Below are 17506 nucleotides of genomic sequence, written 5' to 3'. Positions count from 1 at the left end.
GCGAGCAAACGAATCGCTTTTACCAACCGCAGTACTTTTTTGCCTGATTTTTTACGAGGAGTTCTCCATTATGCGAATCGCTCAAATCGCTCCCTTACACGAGGCAGTTCCGCCCAAGTTGTATGGCGGCACGGAACGGGTAGTGTCATACCTGACCGAAGCGCTCGTCGAACAGGGACACGATGTGACGCTGTTTGCCAGCGGCGATTCGCAGACCTCGGCGAAACTCGAAGCATTCTGGCCGCAGGCGCTGCGCCTCGACCCGACCATCCGTGACACGATGGCGCCGCACATGCTGCTGCTCGAAGAAGTGCGCCGTCGCGCGGACGAATTCGACGTGCTGCATTTTCACATCGACTATTACCCGTTCTCGCTGTTCTCGCGCCAGCCGACGCCGCATCTGACGACGCTGCACGGCCGTCTCGACCTGCCGGAACTGCAACCGATCTTCAACACGTTCAACGACGTGCCGGTCGTATCGATTTCGGACAACCAGCGCTCGCCGCTGCAACAGGCGCACTGGCTGTCGACCGTGTATCACGGTCTGCCGGAAAACCTGCTCAAGCCGATTCCGGACGTCAAGCCCAGCTACCTCGCATTCCTCGGCCGTATCTCGCCGGAAAAGCGCCTCGACACGGCCATCCGTATCGCCGAACAGGCCGGTATGCCGATCAAGGTTGCTGCGAAGCTCGACAAGGCCGATCGCGCCTACTACGAAGAAATCATCAAGCCGCTGATGTCGCTGCCGCACGTCGAGTACATCGGCGAAATCAGCGAAGCGGAAAAGACCGAGTTCCTCGGTAATGCACACGCGCTGCTGTTCCCGATCGACTGGCCGGAGCCCTTCGGTCTGGTGATGATCGAAGCAATGGCATGCGGTACGCCGGTCATCGCGTTCAAGCGCGGTTCGGTGCCGGAAGTGATCGAAAACGGCGTGTCCGGTTTTGTCGTCGAAGACGAAATCAGCGCAGTTGCTGCCGTCAAGCGCCTGCACACGCTGCCGCGCGAGACCGTTCGCAAGGCATTCGAAGCGCGTTTCTCGTCGAAGGTGATGGCGAAGAACTACGTCGCCGCCTACGAAGAACTGCTGCGCCGCAAGCGCCGTACGGTGCTGCGCGAAGTTAACGCCGGTTGAGACTGGCGCGCGCTCCCGGGCGCTCGCATACCTGAATAGCCGTTCGCAACGCCCCGCATGCGTCAAGCATGCGGGGCGTTGTTGTATGCGCGCCGCGGATATCGCCAGGAAACCACACCGTGCTCCGTGAAAGTGCCGTTTCGCGCGCGCTAACCGTGAGCCTTCGGCACATAGTCCCTATAATGGCCGTGCCGCAAACCGGCGGTGCCGCCGACGATACAGGAGGATGCTTTGGCGAGAACGAAAGAGACGCGTGCGAACGCGGCGCCTGGCGCCGGTACGCTCTTCGCGCTGCGCGCCATCGGTCTCGTGATTCTGGCTCGCTGGCTGTTTTCGATGGCGCAGATGGACATCTTTGCCGCGCTGTCGGGGATGGCCTCGTCGCCCTGGGCGTGCATCAATCTCGTGTTCCTGTTCCTGCTGATCTTTCTGCCCGGCGCACGCGCGCAGGCCGAGCGGCCGTTTCATCCGTTGCCGCAGTGGCTGCGCCAGGCGCTGCGGTTCTTCGCGCTGCTCGGTTTCGTTTTTGCGCTCTGGTCAATCGGAGCTTTCGTGCTGACCGCCGGCTGGCGGCGCACGCTCAATACCGTCGCCGCGACCAACGGCTGGCTCGTTGCCGCGCCGGCGCTGTATGCCGCCGTGCTGTGGATCTGCCGGCCGCGTCCGTTGTGGCGAACCAATATCGCGGCGCGGCGTTTTGCGATCGGCCGCTATGCGGTTGCGCTCGATGTGGTGACGCGTACCGTGATCGTTTGGGCCGAGAGCCGCAAGCTCGGTCAGTACGATGCACGTGAATTGTCGGTGCGCTGGCTTGCCGGCGTTACGGGTGGTGTGTCGGCAGGTAGTGCCGGCGTTGCCGGTAGTGCCGCGGCGCCGGCCGATGCCGCCGTCTCCAGCGAACCTTCTACACCGATCGAAGCGGACGCGCCTACGCCTGCCGCTGCGCTGCGCCATGCGGCACCGGTGACGCCCGCAAGATCAGGCGCCGCCCGCTGGGGCCGCCGACCGAAGATCGAACTGCTATGGAACTCGCCGGCTGCGGCGGGACATAATCGCCAGCGGGTGTTTCGCACGCCGCTCGCCACCGAAGGCGACCGTACCGCCGCGCGAGCGCTCGACACGACGTTGAGCCAGACCGTTTAGGCTGGCCTTCACAGGAGTCGCCATGCTGATTCGCTGGTTGCTTGCCGCTATTCATCTGCTGGCTTACGGTTTTGCACTCGTGTCGATTCTCAGACGCAGCGTCGCGCTGCGGCACTGTTCGACATCGGCTGGGTTACCGGCGGTTTTTCATGCCGATAACGGCTGGGCTGTTTCGGCTGTGGTGCTGATCGTCACCGGCGCGATGCGGGCGTTCGGCGGTTACGAAAAGGGCGCCGACTACTATCTGCACGAGCCGCTGTTTCATCTGAAGATGGGCGCGCTGGTTCTGATCCTGCTGCTCGAAATTGCGCCGATGATCGGTCTGATTCGCTGGCGTATCGCGTTGAAGAAAGGCGTGGAGCCCGATCTCGGGCGGGCCCGGCGCTACGCCGGTATCGGCGTGGTGCAGCTCGTGTTGCTGGTACTGATGGTGTTTGCCGCAACGGGGATGGCGCGCGGAATCGGGTTGCCGGACAACGCGGTTTAATTTCACCGATCTCGCCGAGCCCGTCGATCAGGAAGAACGACGGGCCACACACGACGATCCCGCGCCGAGCTTGCATTGAGCGCTGGGCGCATGCCGGCTTACCGCCTCGCCTGGCGTACAGCGCTCAATCAAGTATTCGCCGCTGTCCCCCTCAACGCACAAGACAAGGCCGCTTGTTATCGAACGTCCAGTTCGGAATCAGGTATTGCATCGCAACGCCGTCGTCGCGTGAGCCGAGGCCATGCTGCTTGTAGAGCTCATGTGCCTTTGCAACCTCATCCATGTCGAGCTCGACGCCGAGTCCACCGCGCGGCGGCACCGCAACCATTCCACCGACGATCTTCAACGGTTCGCGCGTAAGCCGCTGACCGTCCTGCCAGATCCAGTGCGTATCGATCGCGGTGATCTTGCCCGGCGCCGCTGCGGCGACATGCGTGAACATCGCAAGCGATATGTCGAAGTGATTGTTCGAATGCGAGCCCCATGTGAGCCCCCATTCGTTGCACATCTGCGCGACGCGCACCGAGCCCTGCATCGTCCAGAAGTGCGGGTCGGCGAGCGGAATATCCACTGACTGCAGCTGGATTGCGTGACCCATCTGGCGCCAGTCGGTGGCGATCATGTTGGTCGCCGTCCTCAGACCCGTCGCGCGCCGGAATTCGGCCATCACCTCACGCCCCGAGTAGCCGTTCTCCGCACCGCAGGGATCTTCCGCATAGGCCAGCACATCGTGCTGGTCGCGGCACAGACGGATCGCTTCCGCGAGCGACCATGCACCGTTCGGATCGAGCGTAATGCGGGCATCCGGGAAGTGTTCGGCTAGCGCGGTCACGGCTTCGATTTCCGCATCGCCCGCGAACACGCCGCCCTTCAGCTTGAAATCGTTGAAGCCGTAACGCGCGTGCGCCGCTTCCGCGAGCCGCACGACGGCTTCCGGCGACAACGCAGCTTCGGTGCGCAGTCGCGTCCAGTCGTCGTCCGCAGTGCCGTCCGCGTAGGGCAGGTCGGTTTTCTTGCGATCGCCGACGTAGAACAGATAACCGAGCATCTCCACACGCTCGCGCTGCTGCCCTTCGCCAAGCAGCGCCGCGACCGGCACATCGAGATGCTGGCCCAGCAGATCGAGCAGCGCGGCTTCGAGCGCGGTCACCGCGTGGATCGTCGTGCGCAGATCGAAAGTCTGCAGGCCGCGTCCGCCCGCATCGCGATCGGCGAACTGTTTGCGCACGGTGTTCAGCACGTTGTTGAAGCGCCCGATCGACTGGCCGACGACGAGCGGTCGCGCATCGTCGATGGTCTGGCGGATCTTTTCGCCGCCCGGCACTTCGCCGACACCGGTGCGTCCCGCGCTGTCCTTGAGGATCACGATGTTGCGCGTGAAAAACGGTCCGTGCGCGCCGCTCAGATTCAGCAGCATGCTGTCGCGGCCGGCGACCGGAATGACCTGCAGTTCCGTGACCTTCGGGGTGTCGGTGGAGTGGCTTGAGACGGTTGCGTTCATGATGATCGGTGAGCGAGAAAAGAAAAAACCAGGGCAGTGGAGATCAGGCGACGATGAGCGAGTCTTTCAGTTCGACCCGCTTGATCTCGCCGACCACGAACAGATAGCACGCGATCGCAACCAGCGCATTCGCACCGACGAAAACCAATGCCGCCGCGAACGAGCCGGTGCCTTGCACGAGGTAGCCGATCACGATCGGCGTCGTGATACCGGCTGCGTTGCCGAATGTGTTGAAGAGCGCGCCGCACAGACCGCCGGCCTGTTTCGGTGCAGTATCCGCGACGACGGCCCAGCCGAGCGCGCCAACACCTTTGCCAAAAAACGCGAGCGCCATGATAGCGACGACGATCCACTGCGTGTCGACATAGTTGCACGCAATCATGCAGGTCGACAGCAGCATGCCTGCGACGATCGGCGCCTTGCGTGCGAAGGTCGCCGAGTAGCCGCGACGCAGCAGCGCGTCGGAGATCACACCGCCGAGTACGCCGCCGAGAAAACCGCAGATCGCCGGAATCGCTGCTAGAAAACCGGCCTTCAGGATCGACATGTGCCGCTCCTGAACGAGGTAGATCGGAAACCACGTGAGAAAGAAGTAGGTGAGCGTCGTGATGCAGTACTGGCCGATGAACACGCCGAGCAGCATGCGGCTCCTGAGCATTTCCTTCACGCACGCGACGGTCCTGACCTGACGCACCACTGGTGCCGCCACACCGCCGTGCGCACTGCGCGGCTGGTCGAGATCCACGAGACCGCCGCCCGCTTCGATGTAGCGAATTTCCTGCTGGTTCGCGCGCGGATGTTCCTTTGGCGCGTAGACGGTTTTCATCCACACGCCAGTGATCAGGATGCCGAGCACGCCCATCACCGTGAACACATGCGGCCAGCCGAATGCGTGCGTGATCCAGCCCATCAGCGGAGCGAACACCACGGTCGCGAAGTATTGCGACGCGTTAAAGATGGCGGCGGCGGTGCCGCGTTCCGCGGTCGGGAACCACGCCGAGACGATCCGGCTGTTGCCGGGAAATGCAGGCGCTTCTGCGATACCGACCAGAAAGCGCAGCACGAACAGCGCGGCGATCGCCGTGCCGACGGCGAGGCCGACCACCCAGCCTTGCATCATCGTCAGCAGCGACCACGCGAAGATGCTGACCGCGTAGGTGCGTTTCGAGCCGAAGCGATCGAGCAGCCAGCCGCCCGGCAATTGCGCGATCACATACGACCACGCAAAGGCCGAGAAAATGTAGCCCATCATGACCGGCGACAGACCGAGATCGTGTTGCATCGCTGTGCCGGTAATCGACAGCGTCGCGCGGTCTGCGTAGTTCAGCGTGGTCACGACGAGCAGCATCAACACGATCAGATAACGGACCTTCGTCGCACGTCCTGTCGGTGCTGCGGTGGTCGTATCGTTGGCGCGTTCGCGGGCGACGGGGTCTTGCGGGGAGGTCGTGCCCACGCGCTGGTTCAGTTCGGTCATGGCGATAGATACCGGTGCCGGGGCAGGGCACCGGGTGTCTCCTTCAAGATGCGCGACAGTGCAGACGGTGCATGGTGGCCGGGGTGGCGCGAGTACCTGGAGACGCAGGAAATTGCGTTGCAGGCCGCACGGCGCTGCGCCGCGGACGAATCCGTAGGCGGATTCACGGGTAAATCATCAGTCATCAGATGACATCTGACGCAGTATAATGAATCGCAGTTGTTCGCTCAAAGCCCATGTAAACCCTCACGATCAACGAACGCCGCCATGTCCGTGCCTACTCTTCCTGTTGCGCCGCGTCGTCGCATGCGTAGCCTCGCGCAAGACGTCGTCGATGCGCTCTCTGCGCAAATCCAGGCGGGCGCCCTGCGCCCCGGCGACAAGCTGCCGACCGAGACCGAAGTGATGGTCGCGCAGGGGGTGAGCCGCACCGTCGTACGCGAGGCGATTTCGCGTATGCAGGCGAGCGGTCTCGTCGAAACGCGACACGGCATCGGCAGTTTCGTGCTGGACCGTGTGCACAGTTCGGTCGGTATCGACCCGGCGACGATCACCACGATTCGCGATGTGCTCGCGATCCTCGAAGTGCGGATCAGCCTCGAGAGCGAATGCGCGAGTCTCGCTGCGCAGCGCGCTACTGCAGAGGATCTGGTCGGATTGCGGCGCGCGCTCGATGCCATCGCGGTAGCGGCGCACGCGGGTGTCGATACGGTCGCGCCCGACTATCAGTTCCATCTGCAGATCGCACGCGTGACCGGCAACCGCTATTTCGTCGAGATCATGTCGCAGCTCGGCGCGACGCTCATTCCGCGGGCGCGCGTCAATTCCGCGGGCATCGCCGGCGACGATCTCGATCGCTACATGGCGCGGCTCAATCACGAGCATGAAGACATCTATGAAGCGATCGCGCGACACGATCCGGAAGCGGCGCGTGCTGCGATGCGCACGCATCTGACGAAGAGCCGCGAGCGCTTGCGGCGCGCCAACGAAGAAGCAGAAGGGACGGGGCAGGCTGGCTGAGCGGTAGTTCGCCGCGCTTCCTTGCGTCGTATGGCGCTTAGTCATCTCGTCTGACGTCATACTCTCTTTTGCGCATATCTTGAACCGGTGGTACGCGAAGCGCATACCGCCGACATTCAGCCACTTCCCACCCGGTCGCAAACTATCGCTGCGCGAATGTGCCGTCGCTGAGCCGCCAGAGCTGCAACGGATTGCCGTCGCGCAACGTCTCGGGCAGCAGTTCGGCAGGCAGATCCTGATAGCAGACCGGACGCAGAAAGCGCTCAATCGCGCTCGATCCCACCGACGTCGCACGGCTATCCGACGTGGCCGGAAACGGCCCGCCGTGCACCATCGCATGACACACCTCGACACCGGTCGGATATCCGTTCGCGAGAATCCGGCCCGCCTTGCGTTCGAGCACCGGCAGCAAACGGCGTGCGAGCGCGGTATCGGATGCGTTGGCGGCATCGAGATGCAGTGTCGCGGTGAGTTGTCCTTGCAGATGTTCGGCCACGCGCAGCAGCGTCGCTTCGTCGCGGCAACGAATGACTGTCGACACCGGGCCGAATACTTCGTCTTCGAGCGCGGACGTCGAGAGGAACGTTTCCGCATCGCAAACGAACAGCGCGCCGCGTGCCTGGTTCGGTCCGCCGGCTGCCGGACCTTCGCCGGCTAATGCGAGGCCGTCGAGCGCACCGAGCTGTTCGACGCCGCTGCGATACGCCGAGTAGATGCCGGCGGTGAGCATCGTTTGCGCGGGTTTGTCGGCGAGTGCATGATGTGCCGCTGCGATGAACGCATCGAGCGCGTCGCCGGCCAGTGCCACGACGAGGCCCGGGTTCGTGCAGAACTGTCCGGCGCCGAGCGAGAGCGAATCCACAAAGCCGCGTGCAATCGCATCGCCCCGCGATGCCAGTGCCGCGGGCAACGCGAAGAACGGATTGATGCTGCTCATTTCCGCATATACCGGAATCGGCTCCGCGCGCGCAGCCGCCGTGCGCACCAGCGACAAACCGCCGTGGCGCGAACCGGTGAAGCCGACGGCCTTGATCGCCGGATGCGCGACGAGCGCTTCACCGACTTCGCTGCCCGCACCGACGATTAGCGAGAACACGCCTTCGGGCAAGCCACATTGCGCGACTGCCTGCTGCACGACACGACCGACCAGTTCCGATGTGCCGAGATGGGCGCGGTGCGCCTTGACGACGACCGGACAACCGGCGGCCAGGGCGGACGCGGTATCGCCGCCCGCCACCGAAAACGCCAGCGGGAAATTGCTCGCACCGAATACCGCCACCGGCCCGAGCGGCACGTTCTGCTTGCGCAGATCGGCGCGCGGCAGCGGCTTGCGTTCGGGTTGCGCGGAATCGAGCGTGGCATCGAGCCAGCGACCATCGCGCACGAGTCCAGCAAACAGCCGCAACTGACCAATCGTGCGACCGCGCTCGCCCTCGAGTCGAGCTTTCGGCAAGCCGCTTTCGGCATGCGCGCGTTCGATCAACGCGTCGCCGAGTGCGGCAATGCCATCGGCGATCGCTTCGAGAAAACGTGCGCGCGATTCGAGCGGCGCTGCACGGTATGTATCGAATGCGGCGGCCGCGAGTTCACAGGCGCGCGCAACATCTTCGCGCGTTCCGTTGTTGAACGTGGGGGTATCGATGGGAGCATCGGTGGCCGGGTTCAGTGCCTGCAGCGGCGCACCGCTGCCACGCACAGCCGAGCCGCCGATCAGCATTTCGCCGGTCGGCCATCCGGACGACGGATTAGACATGGGTAGTCCTCGTGGAATGCATTGGCTCGCGATGACTGTCGGTTATCAACGGGTCATCGCGAAGCGAAGTTGTCGCAAAGTTATTGCGGTCCCAGCGCCTTGATCAGCGCATCGAGTTGCGCGCATTCGTCTTCGTTGAGATCGGTGAGCGGCGCACGCACCGGGCCGGCATCGCGGCCGACAAGACGCGCACCCGCCTTCACGATGCTGACCGCGTAGCCCGCGCGGCGATTGCGGATCTGCAGATACGGCAGGAAGAACTGATCGAGCAGACGGCCGGTCGTTTCGTGATCGTCCTCGACGACGGCGCGGTAAAACTCGACAGCCGTCTTTGGAATGAAGTTGAACACCGCCGACGAATACACCGGCACGCCGAGCGCCTTGTACGCGGCTGCATAGACTTCGGCAGTAGGCAGACCGCCGAGGTACGTGAAGCGATCGCCGAGACGGCGGCGGATCGACACCATCAGTTCGATATCACCGAGGCCATCCTTGAAGCCGATCAGGTTCGGGCAGCGCTCGGCGAGCCGTTCGAGCGCTTCCGGCTGCAGCTTGCAGGCGCCGCGGTTATACACCACGACACCAATCGATACCGCCTTGCAGACCGCTTCGACATGAGCCGCTACGCCGTCCTGCGACGCTTCGGTCAGGTAGTGCGGCAGCAGCAATATGCCTTGCGCGCCGACCCGCTCGGCTTCCTTCGCAAAGGCGATCGCGGTACGCGTCGGGCCGCCGGCGCCGGCGAGAATCGGCACCTTGCCGCGGCAGGTCTCGACCGCTGTACGAACGACGTCGGTGAATTCGCCCGGTACCAGCGAGAAGAATTCCCCCGTGCCGCCCGCCGCGAAGAGGGCGCTCGCGCCGTAAGGCGCCAGCCATTCAAGACGTTCGATATAGGTGCGGGGCGCGAAATCGCCGTTCTTGTCGAAATCGGTGACCGGGAACGACAGAAGGCCAGAGGAAAGGGTTTGTTTCAGTTCTTGAGGCGTCATGGCGGCTCGCGTGTTGCGCGCTCCAGCAGGAGCGGGGACGGTGAAAGATGAGAGATTATTTCAAAACGTCAGTCATCGTACATCATCGTCGAAAGGACGGCAATGCAGTCTTGGCAAGAGGAGGCATTTGTAAGGAGAGGGCCGCGCACCATAGGTGTGCGCGGCTTTTATGGCGCGTGCAGCGAGGGAGGAGGCTGAATCAGGACGTCGTATGTCTACTGCTGACGCAGTCTAGGCGACCGTGTGGTTCGCCATGATTTCGAGCGCTTTGACCAGCGCCGAATGGTCGAGTTGGCCCGCGTCGTGCGCGCTGCACAGCGTGAACAGTTGCTGGCACGTGGCGGTGTTCGGCAGCGGCACACCGAGCGCCTTCGCGCCTTCCAGTGCGAGCCCGAGGTCCTTGCGATGCAGATCGATCCGGAAGCCGGGGTTGAACGTGCGCTTGATCATCCGTTCGCCGTGGACTTCGAGTATCCGCGACGACGCGAAGCCGCCCATCAGCGCTTCGCGCACGCGCGCCGGATCCGCACCGGCCTTCGAAGCGAACAGCAGCGCTTCGCCGACCGCTTCGATCGTCAGCGCCACGATGATCTGGTTGGCGACCTTGCAGGTCTGCCCCGCACCGACGTCGCCGACGAGCGTGATGTTCTTGCCCATCAGTTCGAACAGCGGCTTCACGCGGGCGAACGCGGCGTCGCTGCCGCCGACCATGATCGTCAGCGACGCAGCCTTCGCGCCGACCTCGCCGCCCGACACGGGCGCATCGAGATAATCACAACCGAGCGCAGCGATCTTTTCCGCGAACGCCTTGGTCTGCAGCGGCGCAATCGAACTCATGTCGATCACCGTCTTGCCCTTACTCAAACCGTGCGCGACGCCGTCGGTGCCGAACAGCACAGCTTCGACGTCGGGCGTATCGGGCAGCATCGTGATCACGATGTCGGCCTGCTGGGCGACATCCTTCGGCGAACTGCACGGCGTTGCGCCACCATCGGCGAGTTCCGTCGGCAGCGCGCCATTGCGCTTGTAAACAAACAGCGTGTGGCCGCCCGCCTGCAGATTGCGCGCCATGGGGGCGCCCATGATGCCGAGTCCGATAAAACCGATCTTTGCCATGATTGTCTTCCGTGCGGATATGAGGTTGTGTGAAGTAGGGCAACCGGGCCGAGCTGCTAGAAGCGCGGCCTGCGCAGTGACCAGTCGGGGCGAAGTTTGCGCATCTGCGTCGCGTCGTCGCGATTCACGAGACCGCAGCGCAGATATTGCTCGTGCAGCGCACCGAGCGCATCGTGGTCCAGCTCGACGCCAAGGCCCGGTTCATCGGTCACGGTCACGCAGCCGCCGGTAATCGCCACTTTGCCGCCCTTGATGACCTCCTCGTTCTGCCACGGATAGTGCGTGTCGCACGCGTAGGTCAGATTCGGCACGGCCGCCGCGAGGTGTGACATCGCCATCAGGCTGATGCCGAGATGCGAATTCGAATGCATCGACAGGCCGAGACCGAACGTATCGCACATTGCCGCGAGCGTCTGGGTGGCGCGCAAACCGCCCCAGTAATGATGGTCGGACAGCACGATCTGCACGCCGTTCAAGGCGATGTTGCGACGAAATTCGGTCAGGTTCGTGACGACCATGTTGGTTGCGAGCGGCAAGCCGGTTGCCTTGTGTAACGCGGCCATCCCTTCGAGTCCTGGTGTCGGGTCTTCGTAGTATTCGAGGTCGCCCTGCAACTGCCCGGCCATACGGATCGCGGTATCGAGCGACCAGTTCGCGTTCGGATCGATACGCAGCGGGTGATTGGGAAACGCGCGCTTGAGTGCCTTCAGGCACGCCACTTCATGTTCCGGCTCGAGCGCACCGGCTTTCAGCTTGATACTGCCGAAGCCATGCCGGTCGATCATCGTGCGCGCCTGCGTCACGAGCTGTGCTTCATCGAGCGTCTCGCCCCATGTGTCCGGCCGATAAGACGGATCGACATCGCTCGCGAACTTGAAGAACAGATACGCTGAAAACGGCACCTGCCGACGCACGGCACCACCGAGCAGCTCATGCACGGGAATACCAAGCGAGCGCGCCTGGAGATCGAGAAAGGCGACCTCGAACGCGCCGAAAATTTTCTGGTCCGCGTGGCTTGCCTGCGATCCCGGCGATACGTCGAGTTCGACGCCGCGCACCGCCGATCTCCCCGCTGCGTGGACGCGTTGCCACAGTCCATTCAGGTCGAACGGGCTCAGGCCCGTCAGGCTGTCTTTTACACGTGTGAGGCTGTCCAGCACCGGTTTGTCGCCATACGTTTCTCCAAGGCCGACAAGTCCGTTATCCGCCTCGACTTCGATGATCGAGCGCAGTGCGTAAGGCTCGTGCACGCCGCTCGCATTGAGCAGTGGCGAATCGCTGACCGCGATCGGGGTAATACGGACTGCGGCGATTTTCATCGGCTGTCTCCGTGTTTGGTTTGTGTCGTGAGGGCAGGTGTCGTATCGCCGGAAGCGGCGCGACGTATCGTAGAGTCGCGCGCGACGAGGCGCGGTTCGAGCGGCGAATAGCCGACATCGCTTTTGCCGGCCAGCGCGTCGATCAGCTTGTGCATCGCCAGTTCGCCGAGTTTCTCGCTCTGCAGATCGACCGTGGTCAGTGCCGGCGACGTGTACTCGCCATACGGCACGTTGTCGAAGCCCGCAACGGAGATGTCTTCAGGCAATGCGAAACCGAGCGCACGCGCTTCCTTCATGAAGCCGAGCGCGATCAGATCGTTGTAGCAGATGAGCGCATCGGGGCGCTCCGGTCCGAGCATGATCGACGAACACGCACGTTCGCCGGCCTGCGGCGACGGTGTATGGCCTTCGTAAAGTGCGGCGATAAGACCGTGCTCAGCGAGGCAGCTTTGCATGCCGCGAATCCGCTCGTCGTTCCAGCGCGATTGCCCGAAGCCGAGATAGGCGAAACGCCGATGTCCCTGGTTCACGAGATGGCGCGTCAGCATGTAGGCTGCGAGATAACTGTCGGTGCCGACACACGGAATTGGAAAGTGACGATTGCTGCCGAACAGGACGATCGGCTTGTGCAGATCGAGCATCCATTGCACGGAGTCGTCCGGTATCCGCGAACTCACGATCAAACCGTCCACACGTTGTGCCAGTGCTTCGATGAGCGGTCGCTCGCGTGTCTGGTTTTCTTCGGTATCGACGAGCAGCAGCGTGTAGCCGTGCTCGATTGCTACGCGGTTCGCACCTTTGACGATGTTCGTGAAGTGCGGATTGCGGATGTCGAGCACCGCGAGGCCGATGGCGCGGGTTTCGCCGGTGATCATCGAGCGCGCGAGCGGGTTCGAGCGATAGCCGAGCTGCTCGATCGCCGCCTTCAGTCGCGCTTCGACGGCGGGCGAGAAACGCTGCACGCCGTTCATGTATTTCGAAACCGTCGCCACCGACACACCGGCGGCAGCGGCGACGTCGCGGATCGTAGAAGAGGTTCTTTTCATCGTTGGAAGGATAACGTTTTCTAACGATATTGCAAATAGTAGTTAAGTCAGCGTGTTGACCGTTGATACTATGGTCGATAACATATGGAAAACGTTTTACATCGGACCCACTATGCAACCCAACCGGTTCAAGGCTCGCCTGCTCGCCCGGCAACAGCAGCTTGGCATCTGGAGCATGCTGGCGAGCAGCAACGTCGTCGAAGTCCTCACGCAGTCCGACTTCGACTGGATCTTGATCGACACCGAGCACGCGGCCAACGAAGTGCCGATGGTGCAGGAGCAATTGCGTGCGGCGGCGCAATCGACGGTGGCGGCGGTCGTGCGACCCGGCACCAACGACACCGTGCAGATCAAGCGCCTGCTCGACATCGGCGCGCAGACCTTGCTGGTGCCGATGGTGGACACGCAGGAAGACGCGCAGCGCGCGGCCGCGGCCGTGCGCTATCCGCCGGCCGGGATTCGTGGCGTGTCGTCCGCGACGCGGGCCAATCGCTATGGGCGCGACAGCCAGTATCTGCACGAAGCAAACAGTGAAGTCTGCCTGCTCGTGCAACTGGAAACCGGCAAGGCGCTGGCGAATCTCGAACAGATCGCCGCGGTGGACGGCGTCGATGCGCTCTTTATCGGGCCGTCGGATCTTGCCGCTGCGCTGGGACATCTCGGCGACTTCCGGCATCCCGACGTGCAGGCGGCGATTCACGATGCGTATGACCGTGCGCATCGCTGCGGCAAGCCGATCGGCATCTTGATGACCGACCCCGCGCTCGCCGCGGAGTACCTGCGCATTGGCTTCGATTACGTTGCGCTCGCCACCGACATCGGACTGCTGCGCAGTGGCGCAGAAGCGACGCTCAAGCACGGCGCCGCGAACATCTCTTCACACCAGGAACAGAGCAAAACATGAGTGACAGCAATCAAGGCGCCGCTGCATCGACCCAGCCGCGCAAACCTTTCGGCCGCATCCTGCTGACGGGCGCCGCCGGCAATCTCGGGCAGCAGTTGCGCGGCGCGCTCTCCGCGTGGGCGGACGTCGTGCGCGTCAGCGACATCGTGCCGCTCGGCGACGCGGCTGCGCACGAAGAACTCGCCGTCGTCGATCTCGCCGATCGCGATGCCGTGCATGCGCTGCTCGAAGGTGTCGACGCGGTGGTTCATCTAGGCGGTATTTCGGTCGAAGCGCCGTTCGAGGATCTGCTCGAAGCGAATATTCGCGGGCTGTACAACCTGTACTCGTCGGCGCAAAAGCATGGCGTCAGGCGCATCGTGTACGCGAGTTCGAATCATGTGGTCGGCTTCCATCCGACCACATCGGTGGTCGATATCGATGCGCCGTTGCGTCCGGACAGCCTGTATGGCGTGTCGAAATGCTTCGGCGAATCGCTGTCGCGCTACTACTTCGATCGCTTCGGTCTCGAGACGGTGTGTCTGCGTATCGGTTCGTCGTTCGAGCAACCGAAAAACCCGCGCATGCTCGTGACCTACCTGAGCTATCGCGATCTCATCGAACTCGTGCGCTGCTCGTTGTTCACGAATCGCGTGGGTCATGCGATTGTCTACGGCGTGTCGGATAACCGGGCGAAGTGGATCGATAACGCGAAGGCGGCGTTCCTCGGCTTTCATCCGCAGGACAGCTCCATTGAATTCGAGCATCTGTTCCCGGCCGGCGCACCGACCACCGATCTCGACGATCCGACCCAGCGTTATCAGGGCGGCGCGTTCGTTCTCGCGGGGCCAATGGAGCCGAAGCGGTGAGCGCTGCTGTACCCATGATGCGTGCGGAGCGCGTGGAAGGGCAGGGGCAGGTGCCGGCCACGGTTGGCGAGAGTCCGGTATGGCGGGCCGCGGAACAGGCGTTGTATTGGGTCGATATTCCTGCCCGGAAGATCGTGCGTCTCCGGGTCGATACCGCGACGCGGTCCGAGTGGGTCTTGCCGGAGAAGGTTGCGTGCATCGCTTTCGGTCGTGATGGCAAGGTGCTTGCGGGGTGCGAAAGCGGCTTGTTCGCGGTGACGTTGCCTGAAGCGGATGTCGGTGTGGATGCTGCGCACGTGCCGGTGCATGCACCGGTCAACGCGCTCGTGACGAAACTAGCCGCACCGGTTTTCTCCGCACCCGACATGCGCTTCAACGACGGTCGATGTGATCGGCAGGGACGCTTCTGGGCGGGCACGATGGTGCAGGACATGGCGGCAGCGGTTCCGGCAGGCGCGCTATATCGCTTCAATGAACGCGGTGTGCTGTCGGCGCCCGTTATCGAAGCGCTGATCGTGCAGAACGGGCTCGCGTGGTCGCCCGATGGCCGCACGATGTATCTGTCGGATTCGCATCCGTCGCGCCGCCTGGTGTGGGCCTTCGATTACGACATCGACGAAGGCCGACCGCATAACCAGCGCGTTTTCGCCGATCTGCATCGCCATGCGGGGCGCCCCGACGGTGCGGCCATCGATGTGGATGGCTGCTACTGGATCTGCGCAAACGATGCGGGCCGGGTGTTGCGCTTCACGCCCGACGGCACACTCGACCGTCAGATCGAAGTGCCCGCGATCAAGCCCGCGATGTGTGCGTTCGGTGGACGCGAACTCGATACGCTGTTCGTGACGTCGATTCGACCCGGTGTGGGAGCGACCGAGCATGACGGCCATCTGTTTGCCGTGCGGCCCCGCGTGCAGGGGTGTGCAGAGGCGGATTACGCGGGCGCGTTGTGAACGATCTGTCGGTCGTCAGTTGTTCCCCTGCGTAGGTCGTTGTTCAGCGCCAGCGAGGAAGTTCTTGAGCTGCGAAGTCAGCAGGTCGTATCCATCTTTGGTCAGATGCAGATTGAAGTCGGGGATAAACAGCGGACACGGGGTCTTGTGTCCGCATTCGAATGCGTCGTGTGCATCGAAAAACGCGAAGCCGGCGGAGGGTGCTGCCTCTTTCAGTGCGGCGTTCACAGCGCGGATCTTGTCATCCGCACCCATCAGGTTTGTGCCTCGCGGCAGAATACTGGTGACTACGATGCGTGCTTGAGGAAAGACCGTGTGGGCCGTTCGAACCACGGTCCTGATTCCCCAATAGATATCGCAGGTCGGATAGCCGATGTCGTTGGTGCCGATCAGTAGCAGGACATAGCGCGGCGCTTGTGCGTGCCAGTCGAAATTTCGTAGCCGCCACAGGGTGTGTTCCGTTCCATCCTGACCGAAGCCGGCATTGAGCACGGTCATCCCTGTTGCGGACGCGAGCCGTGTTTCGCTCCAGCCCTGCATGATCGAATCGCCGAGCGTAATGACTTGATACGAGTGAGCTGCGAGATTGCGCTGGACGGCGGCTTGTTGCTCGATCCATGCGGTGGGGCGAGGAGTGGGTGTCGTGGTTGCGATGGCGGACGATGGGGCGGGGCAGGACATTGCCGGTGCACCGGTCTGCGCGTGCGCTTGAGGTGACAGCAGGGACGCAAGAAGCACTAACGCGCCAATGGGAACGGCAACGGCGCGTCGGTGGATTTCACGTCTGCATGCATTTCGAAACGACAGAAGTCCAAACATGGTTTCTCCTGCTGCCTGGCTTGCACAGAAGTTAGCGATATTACTGCTGCTTCGCGAGGAACAGCACGCCGACCTTCGAAGGCGTCTGCAGCATCGCGTGCAGTACGCCGGGGTTCCAGATCATGACAATACCCGTGGCGGTCTGACCGGCATACGTACACGCGGTCGCTCCGAACTGCACCGACATGTCGAAGATGTTTCCGCGAGCATGGGGGGTAACGGTACCGGTAAACGCACAGCCGTTTGCCTCAGACCCGGTCACTCTGCCTGCCGCATCGATGGCGAAAGTGGCGGGCGCCTGGTTGGCAGCACCTGACGCGTATCCACTGTAGTTTCCAGCAAGCGCCTGCAACGAGGGTGTCTGATCGAAATTGGTCTCGTACGTCTGATGAGTCGTGATTTTCGTACCGTTGCTGTAGGCGACGGCGGCATCCAGTGTCTGCTTTGCCGCATAGGTCCCAGTCATCGTGACAGCGTTCGTGCCTTGTCCTTCGAGGTTGTAGTCGAATCCGCTACCACCGCTCAGTGCGCCGCCGCTCGACTGGACCGTCCCGACCATAAAGCCCGCGAAGGCGTTGGGTTGCCCTACGCCGCCGTACTGGACGTAGACCGCGCCGGTATCGAGAACAGTCGTGTCTACTGCGCGGTTGTCCGAGGTGAACCCGGTGTACTCACCTGCCGCGGTTGGCGTTGCCGCAGGCGTGTTGTTGTTTCCCTTCTCATCTCCACCACCGCCGCCACCACACCCCGCCAGAACGATTGCCGCTGCTGATGCAGCTGTAATTAGCCCTTTCATTTTTTTCTCCGTGAGCGGCCCGATATCGGGCCGACGGCGAGTGTAATGGTTGGTAACTTTTATGGGAATGACCCGCACGCGAAGATGTGCCAAACCATGCGGCGCTTGAAATATTGCAGGCTCGACGCGAAAAAACGGCGTCCTTAAATACCCGGTCCTGTTTCGCAAATAGACCTATGCTGGAAGTCCTGATAAGC

At 62.7% G+C, this 17506-nt stretch carries 16 protein-coding genes; 7 read left to right on the top strand and 9 right to left on the bottom strand.

Annotated features, from left to right (window positions below):
- The first annotated feature begins 70 nt into the window (after positions 1 to 70).
- The 3 genes from M0D65_RS04280 to M0D65_RS04270 all read left to right on the top strand — a co-directional run bounded on the left by M0D65_RS04280 (position 71) and on the right by M0D65_RS04270 (position 2765).
- Positions 71 to 1135 (top strand): glycosyltransferase family 4 protein, encoded by a 1065-nt coding sequence (locus M0D65_RS04280; protein ID WP_266251377.1) that lies wholly within the window; start codon positions 71 to 73, stop codon positions 1133 to 1135.
- 231 nt (positions 1136 to 1366) lie between these two features.
- The gene (locus M0D65_RS04275; RefSeq protein ID WP_266251376.1) at positions 1367 to 2278 is read left to right on the top strand and encodes a hypothetical protein; all 912 of its coding nucleotides are present in this window, start codon (positions 1367 to 1369) and stop codon (positions 2276 to 2278) included.
- Positions 2279 to 2300: 22 nt separating this feature from the next.
- Positions 2301 to 2765 carry a DUF2214 family protein gene (locus tag M0D65_RS04270; RefSeq protein WP_091019973.1) on the top strand — a complete coding sequence of 155 codons (465 nt, stop codon included), beginning with the start codon at positions 2301 to 2303 and terminating at the stop codon, positions 2763 to 2765.
- A gap of 151 nt (positions 2766 to 2916) precedes the next feature.
- On the opposite strand, the gene gudD is transcribed toward M0D65_RS04270, so the two are convergent.
- Entirely contained in the window at positions 2917 to 4266 is a 1350-nt protein-coding gene (gene gudD / locus M0D65_RS04265) for a glucarate dehydratase (RefSeq protein WP_091019975.1), read from the bottom strand.
- A gap of 43 nt (positions 4267 to 4309) precedes the next feature.
- Positions 4310 to 5614: an MFS transporter gene (locus M0D65_RS04260; protein ID WP_266252023.1), complete on the bottom strand. Its 1305-nt coding sequence runs from the start codon at positions 5612 to 5614 to the stop codon at positions 4310 to 4312.
- A gap of 396 nt (positions 5615 to 6010) precedes the next feature.
- Here M0D65_RS04260 and M0D65_RS04255 point away from each other — a divergent pair, with 396 nt between their 5' ends.
- Positions 6011 to 6763 (top strand): FadR/GntR family transcriptional regulator, encoded by a 753-nt coding sequence (locus tag M0D65_RS04255; protein WP_091019979.1) that lies wholly within the window; start codon positions 6011 to 6013, stop codon positions 6761 to 6763.
- 142 nt (positions 6764 to 6905) lie between these two features.
- On the opposite strand, the gene M0D65_RS04250 is transcribed toward M0D65_RS04255, so the two are convergent.
- The 5 genes from M0D65_RS04250 to M0D65_RS04230 form a co-directional block, all read right to left on the bottom strand.
- Entirely contained in the window at positions 6906 to 8516 is a 1611-nt protein-coding gene (locus M0D65_RS04250; protein ID WP_266251375.1) for an aldehyde dehydrogenase (NADP(+)), read from the bottom strand.
- Between the two features lie 80 nt (positions 8517 to 8596).
- Positions 8597 to 9508, bottom strand: coding sequence for a 5-dehydro-4-deoxyglucarate dehydratase (kdgD, locus tag M0D65_RS04245; RefSeq protein WP_091019983.1), 912 nt, complete (start codon positions 9506 to 9508; stop codon positions 8597 to 8599).
- A gap of 231 nt (positions 9509 to 9739) precedes the next feature.
- Positions 9740 to 10624, bottom strand: coding sequence for a 2-hydroxy-3-oxopropionate reductase (locus M0D65_RS04240; protein WP_266251373.1), 885 nt, complete (start codon positions 10622 to 10624; stop codon positions 9740 to 9742).
- Between the two features lie 56 nt (positions 10625 to 10680).
- A complete protein-coding gene (locus tag M0D65_RS04235; protein WP_266251372.1) occupies positions 10681 to 11943 on the bottom strand; it encodes a glucarate dehydratase family protein in 1263 nt (420 codons plus the stop codon).
- Complete coding sequence (locus M0D65_RS04230) at positions 11940 to 12989, bottom strand: LacI family DNA-binding transcriptional regulator (protein ID WP_266251371.1); 1050 nt, start codon at positions 12987 to 12989, stop codon at positions 11940 to 11942. Before M0D65_RS04230 ends, M0D65_RS04235 begins: the two co-directional genes overlap by 4 nt.
- 112 nt (positions 12990 to 13101) lie before the next feature.
- Here M0D65_RS04230 and M0D65_RS04225 point away from each other — a divergent pair, with 112 nt between their 5' ends.
- Genes M0D65_RS04225 through M0D65_RS04215 form a run of 3 tightly spaced genes read left to right on the top strand, consistent with a single transcriptional unit; the run spans position 13102 to position 15694 of the window.
- Positions 13102 to 13893, top strand: a complete 792-nt coding sequence (locus M0D65_RS04225) for an HpcH/HpaI aldolase/citrate lyase family protein (RefSeq protein ID WP_266251370.1) — start codon at positions 13102 to 13104, stop codon at positions 13891 to 13893.
- A complete protein-coding gene (locus M0D65_RS04220; protein WP_266251369.1) occupies positions 13890 to 14741 on the top strand; it encodes an NAD(P)-dependent oxidoreductase in 852 nt (283 codons plus the stop codon). Before M0D65_RS04225 ends, M0D65_RS04220 begins: the two co-directional genes overlap by 4 nt.
- A 14-nt stretch (positions 14742 to 14755) precedes the next feature.
- Positions 14756 to 15694 (top strand): SMP-30/gluconolactonase/LRE family protein, encoded by a 939-nt coding sequence (locus M0D65_RS04215; protein ID WP_266252022.1) that lies wholly within the window; start codon positions 14756 to 14758, stop codon positions 15692 to 15694.
- Between the two features lie 15 nt (positions 15695 to 15709).
- On the opposite strand, the gene M0D65_RS04210 is transcribed toward M0D65_RS04215, so the two are convergent.
- Together M0D65_RS04210 and M0D65_RS04205 are read right to left on the bottom strand one after the other, a co-directional pair.
- A complete protein-coding gene (locus M0D65_RS04210) occupies positions 15710 to 16375 on the bottom strand; it encodes a GDSL-type esterase/lipase family protein (RefSeq protein ID WP_266251368.1) in 666 nt (221 codons plus the stop codon).
- A gap of 178 nt (positions 16376 to 16553) precedes the next feature.
- Positions 16554 to 17309 carry a hypothetical protein gene (locus M0D65_RS04205; RefSeq protein ID WP_266251367.1) on the bottom strand — a complete coding sequence of 252 codons (756 nt, stop codon included), beginning with the start codon at positions 17307 to 17309 and terminating at the stop codon, positions 16554 to 16556.
- Between the last annotated feature and the right edge of the window lie 197 nt (positions 17310 to 17506).

Source organism: Paraburkholderia sp. CHISQ3 (assembly GCF_030464945.1).
Taxonomy (GTDB): domain Bacteria; phylum Pseudomonadota; class Gammaproteobacteria; order Burkholderiales; family Burkholderiaceae; genus Paraburkholderia; species Paraburkholderia megapolitana.
Note: the sequence above shows the minus strand (reverse complement) of the source record. Positions and strands in the feature narration are given on the sequence as shown.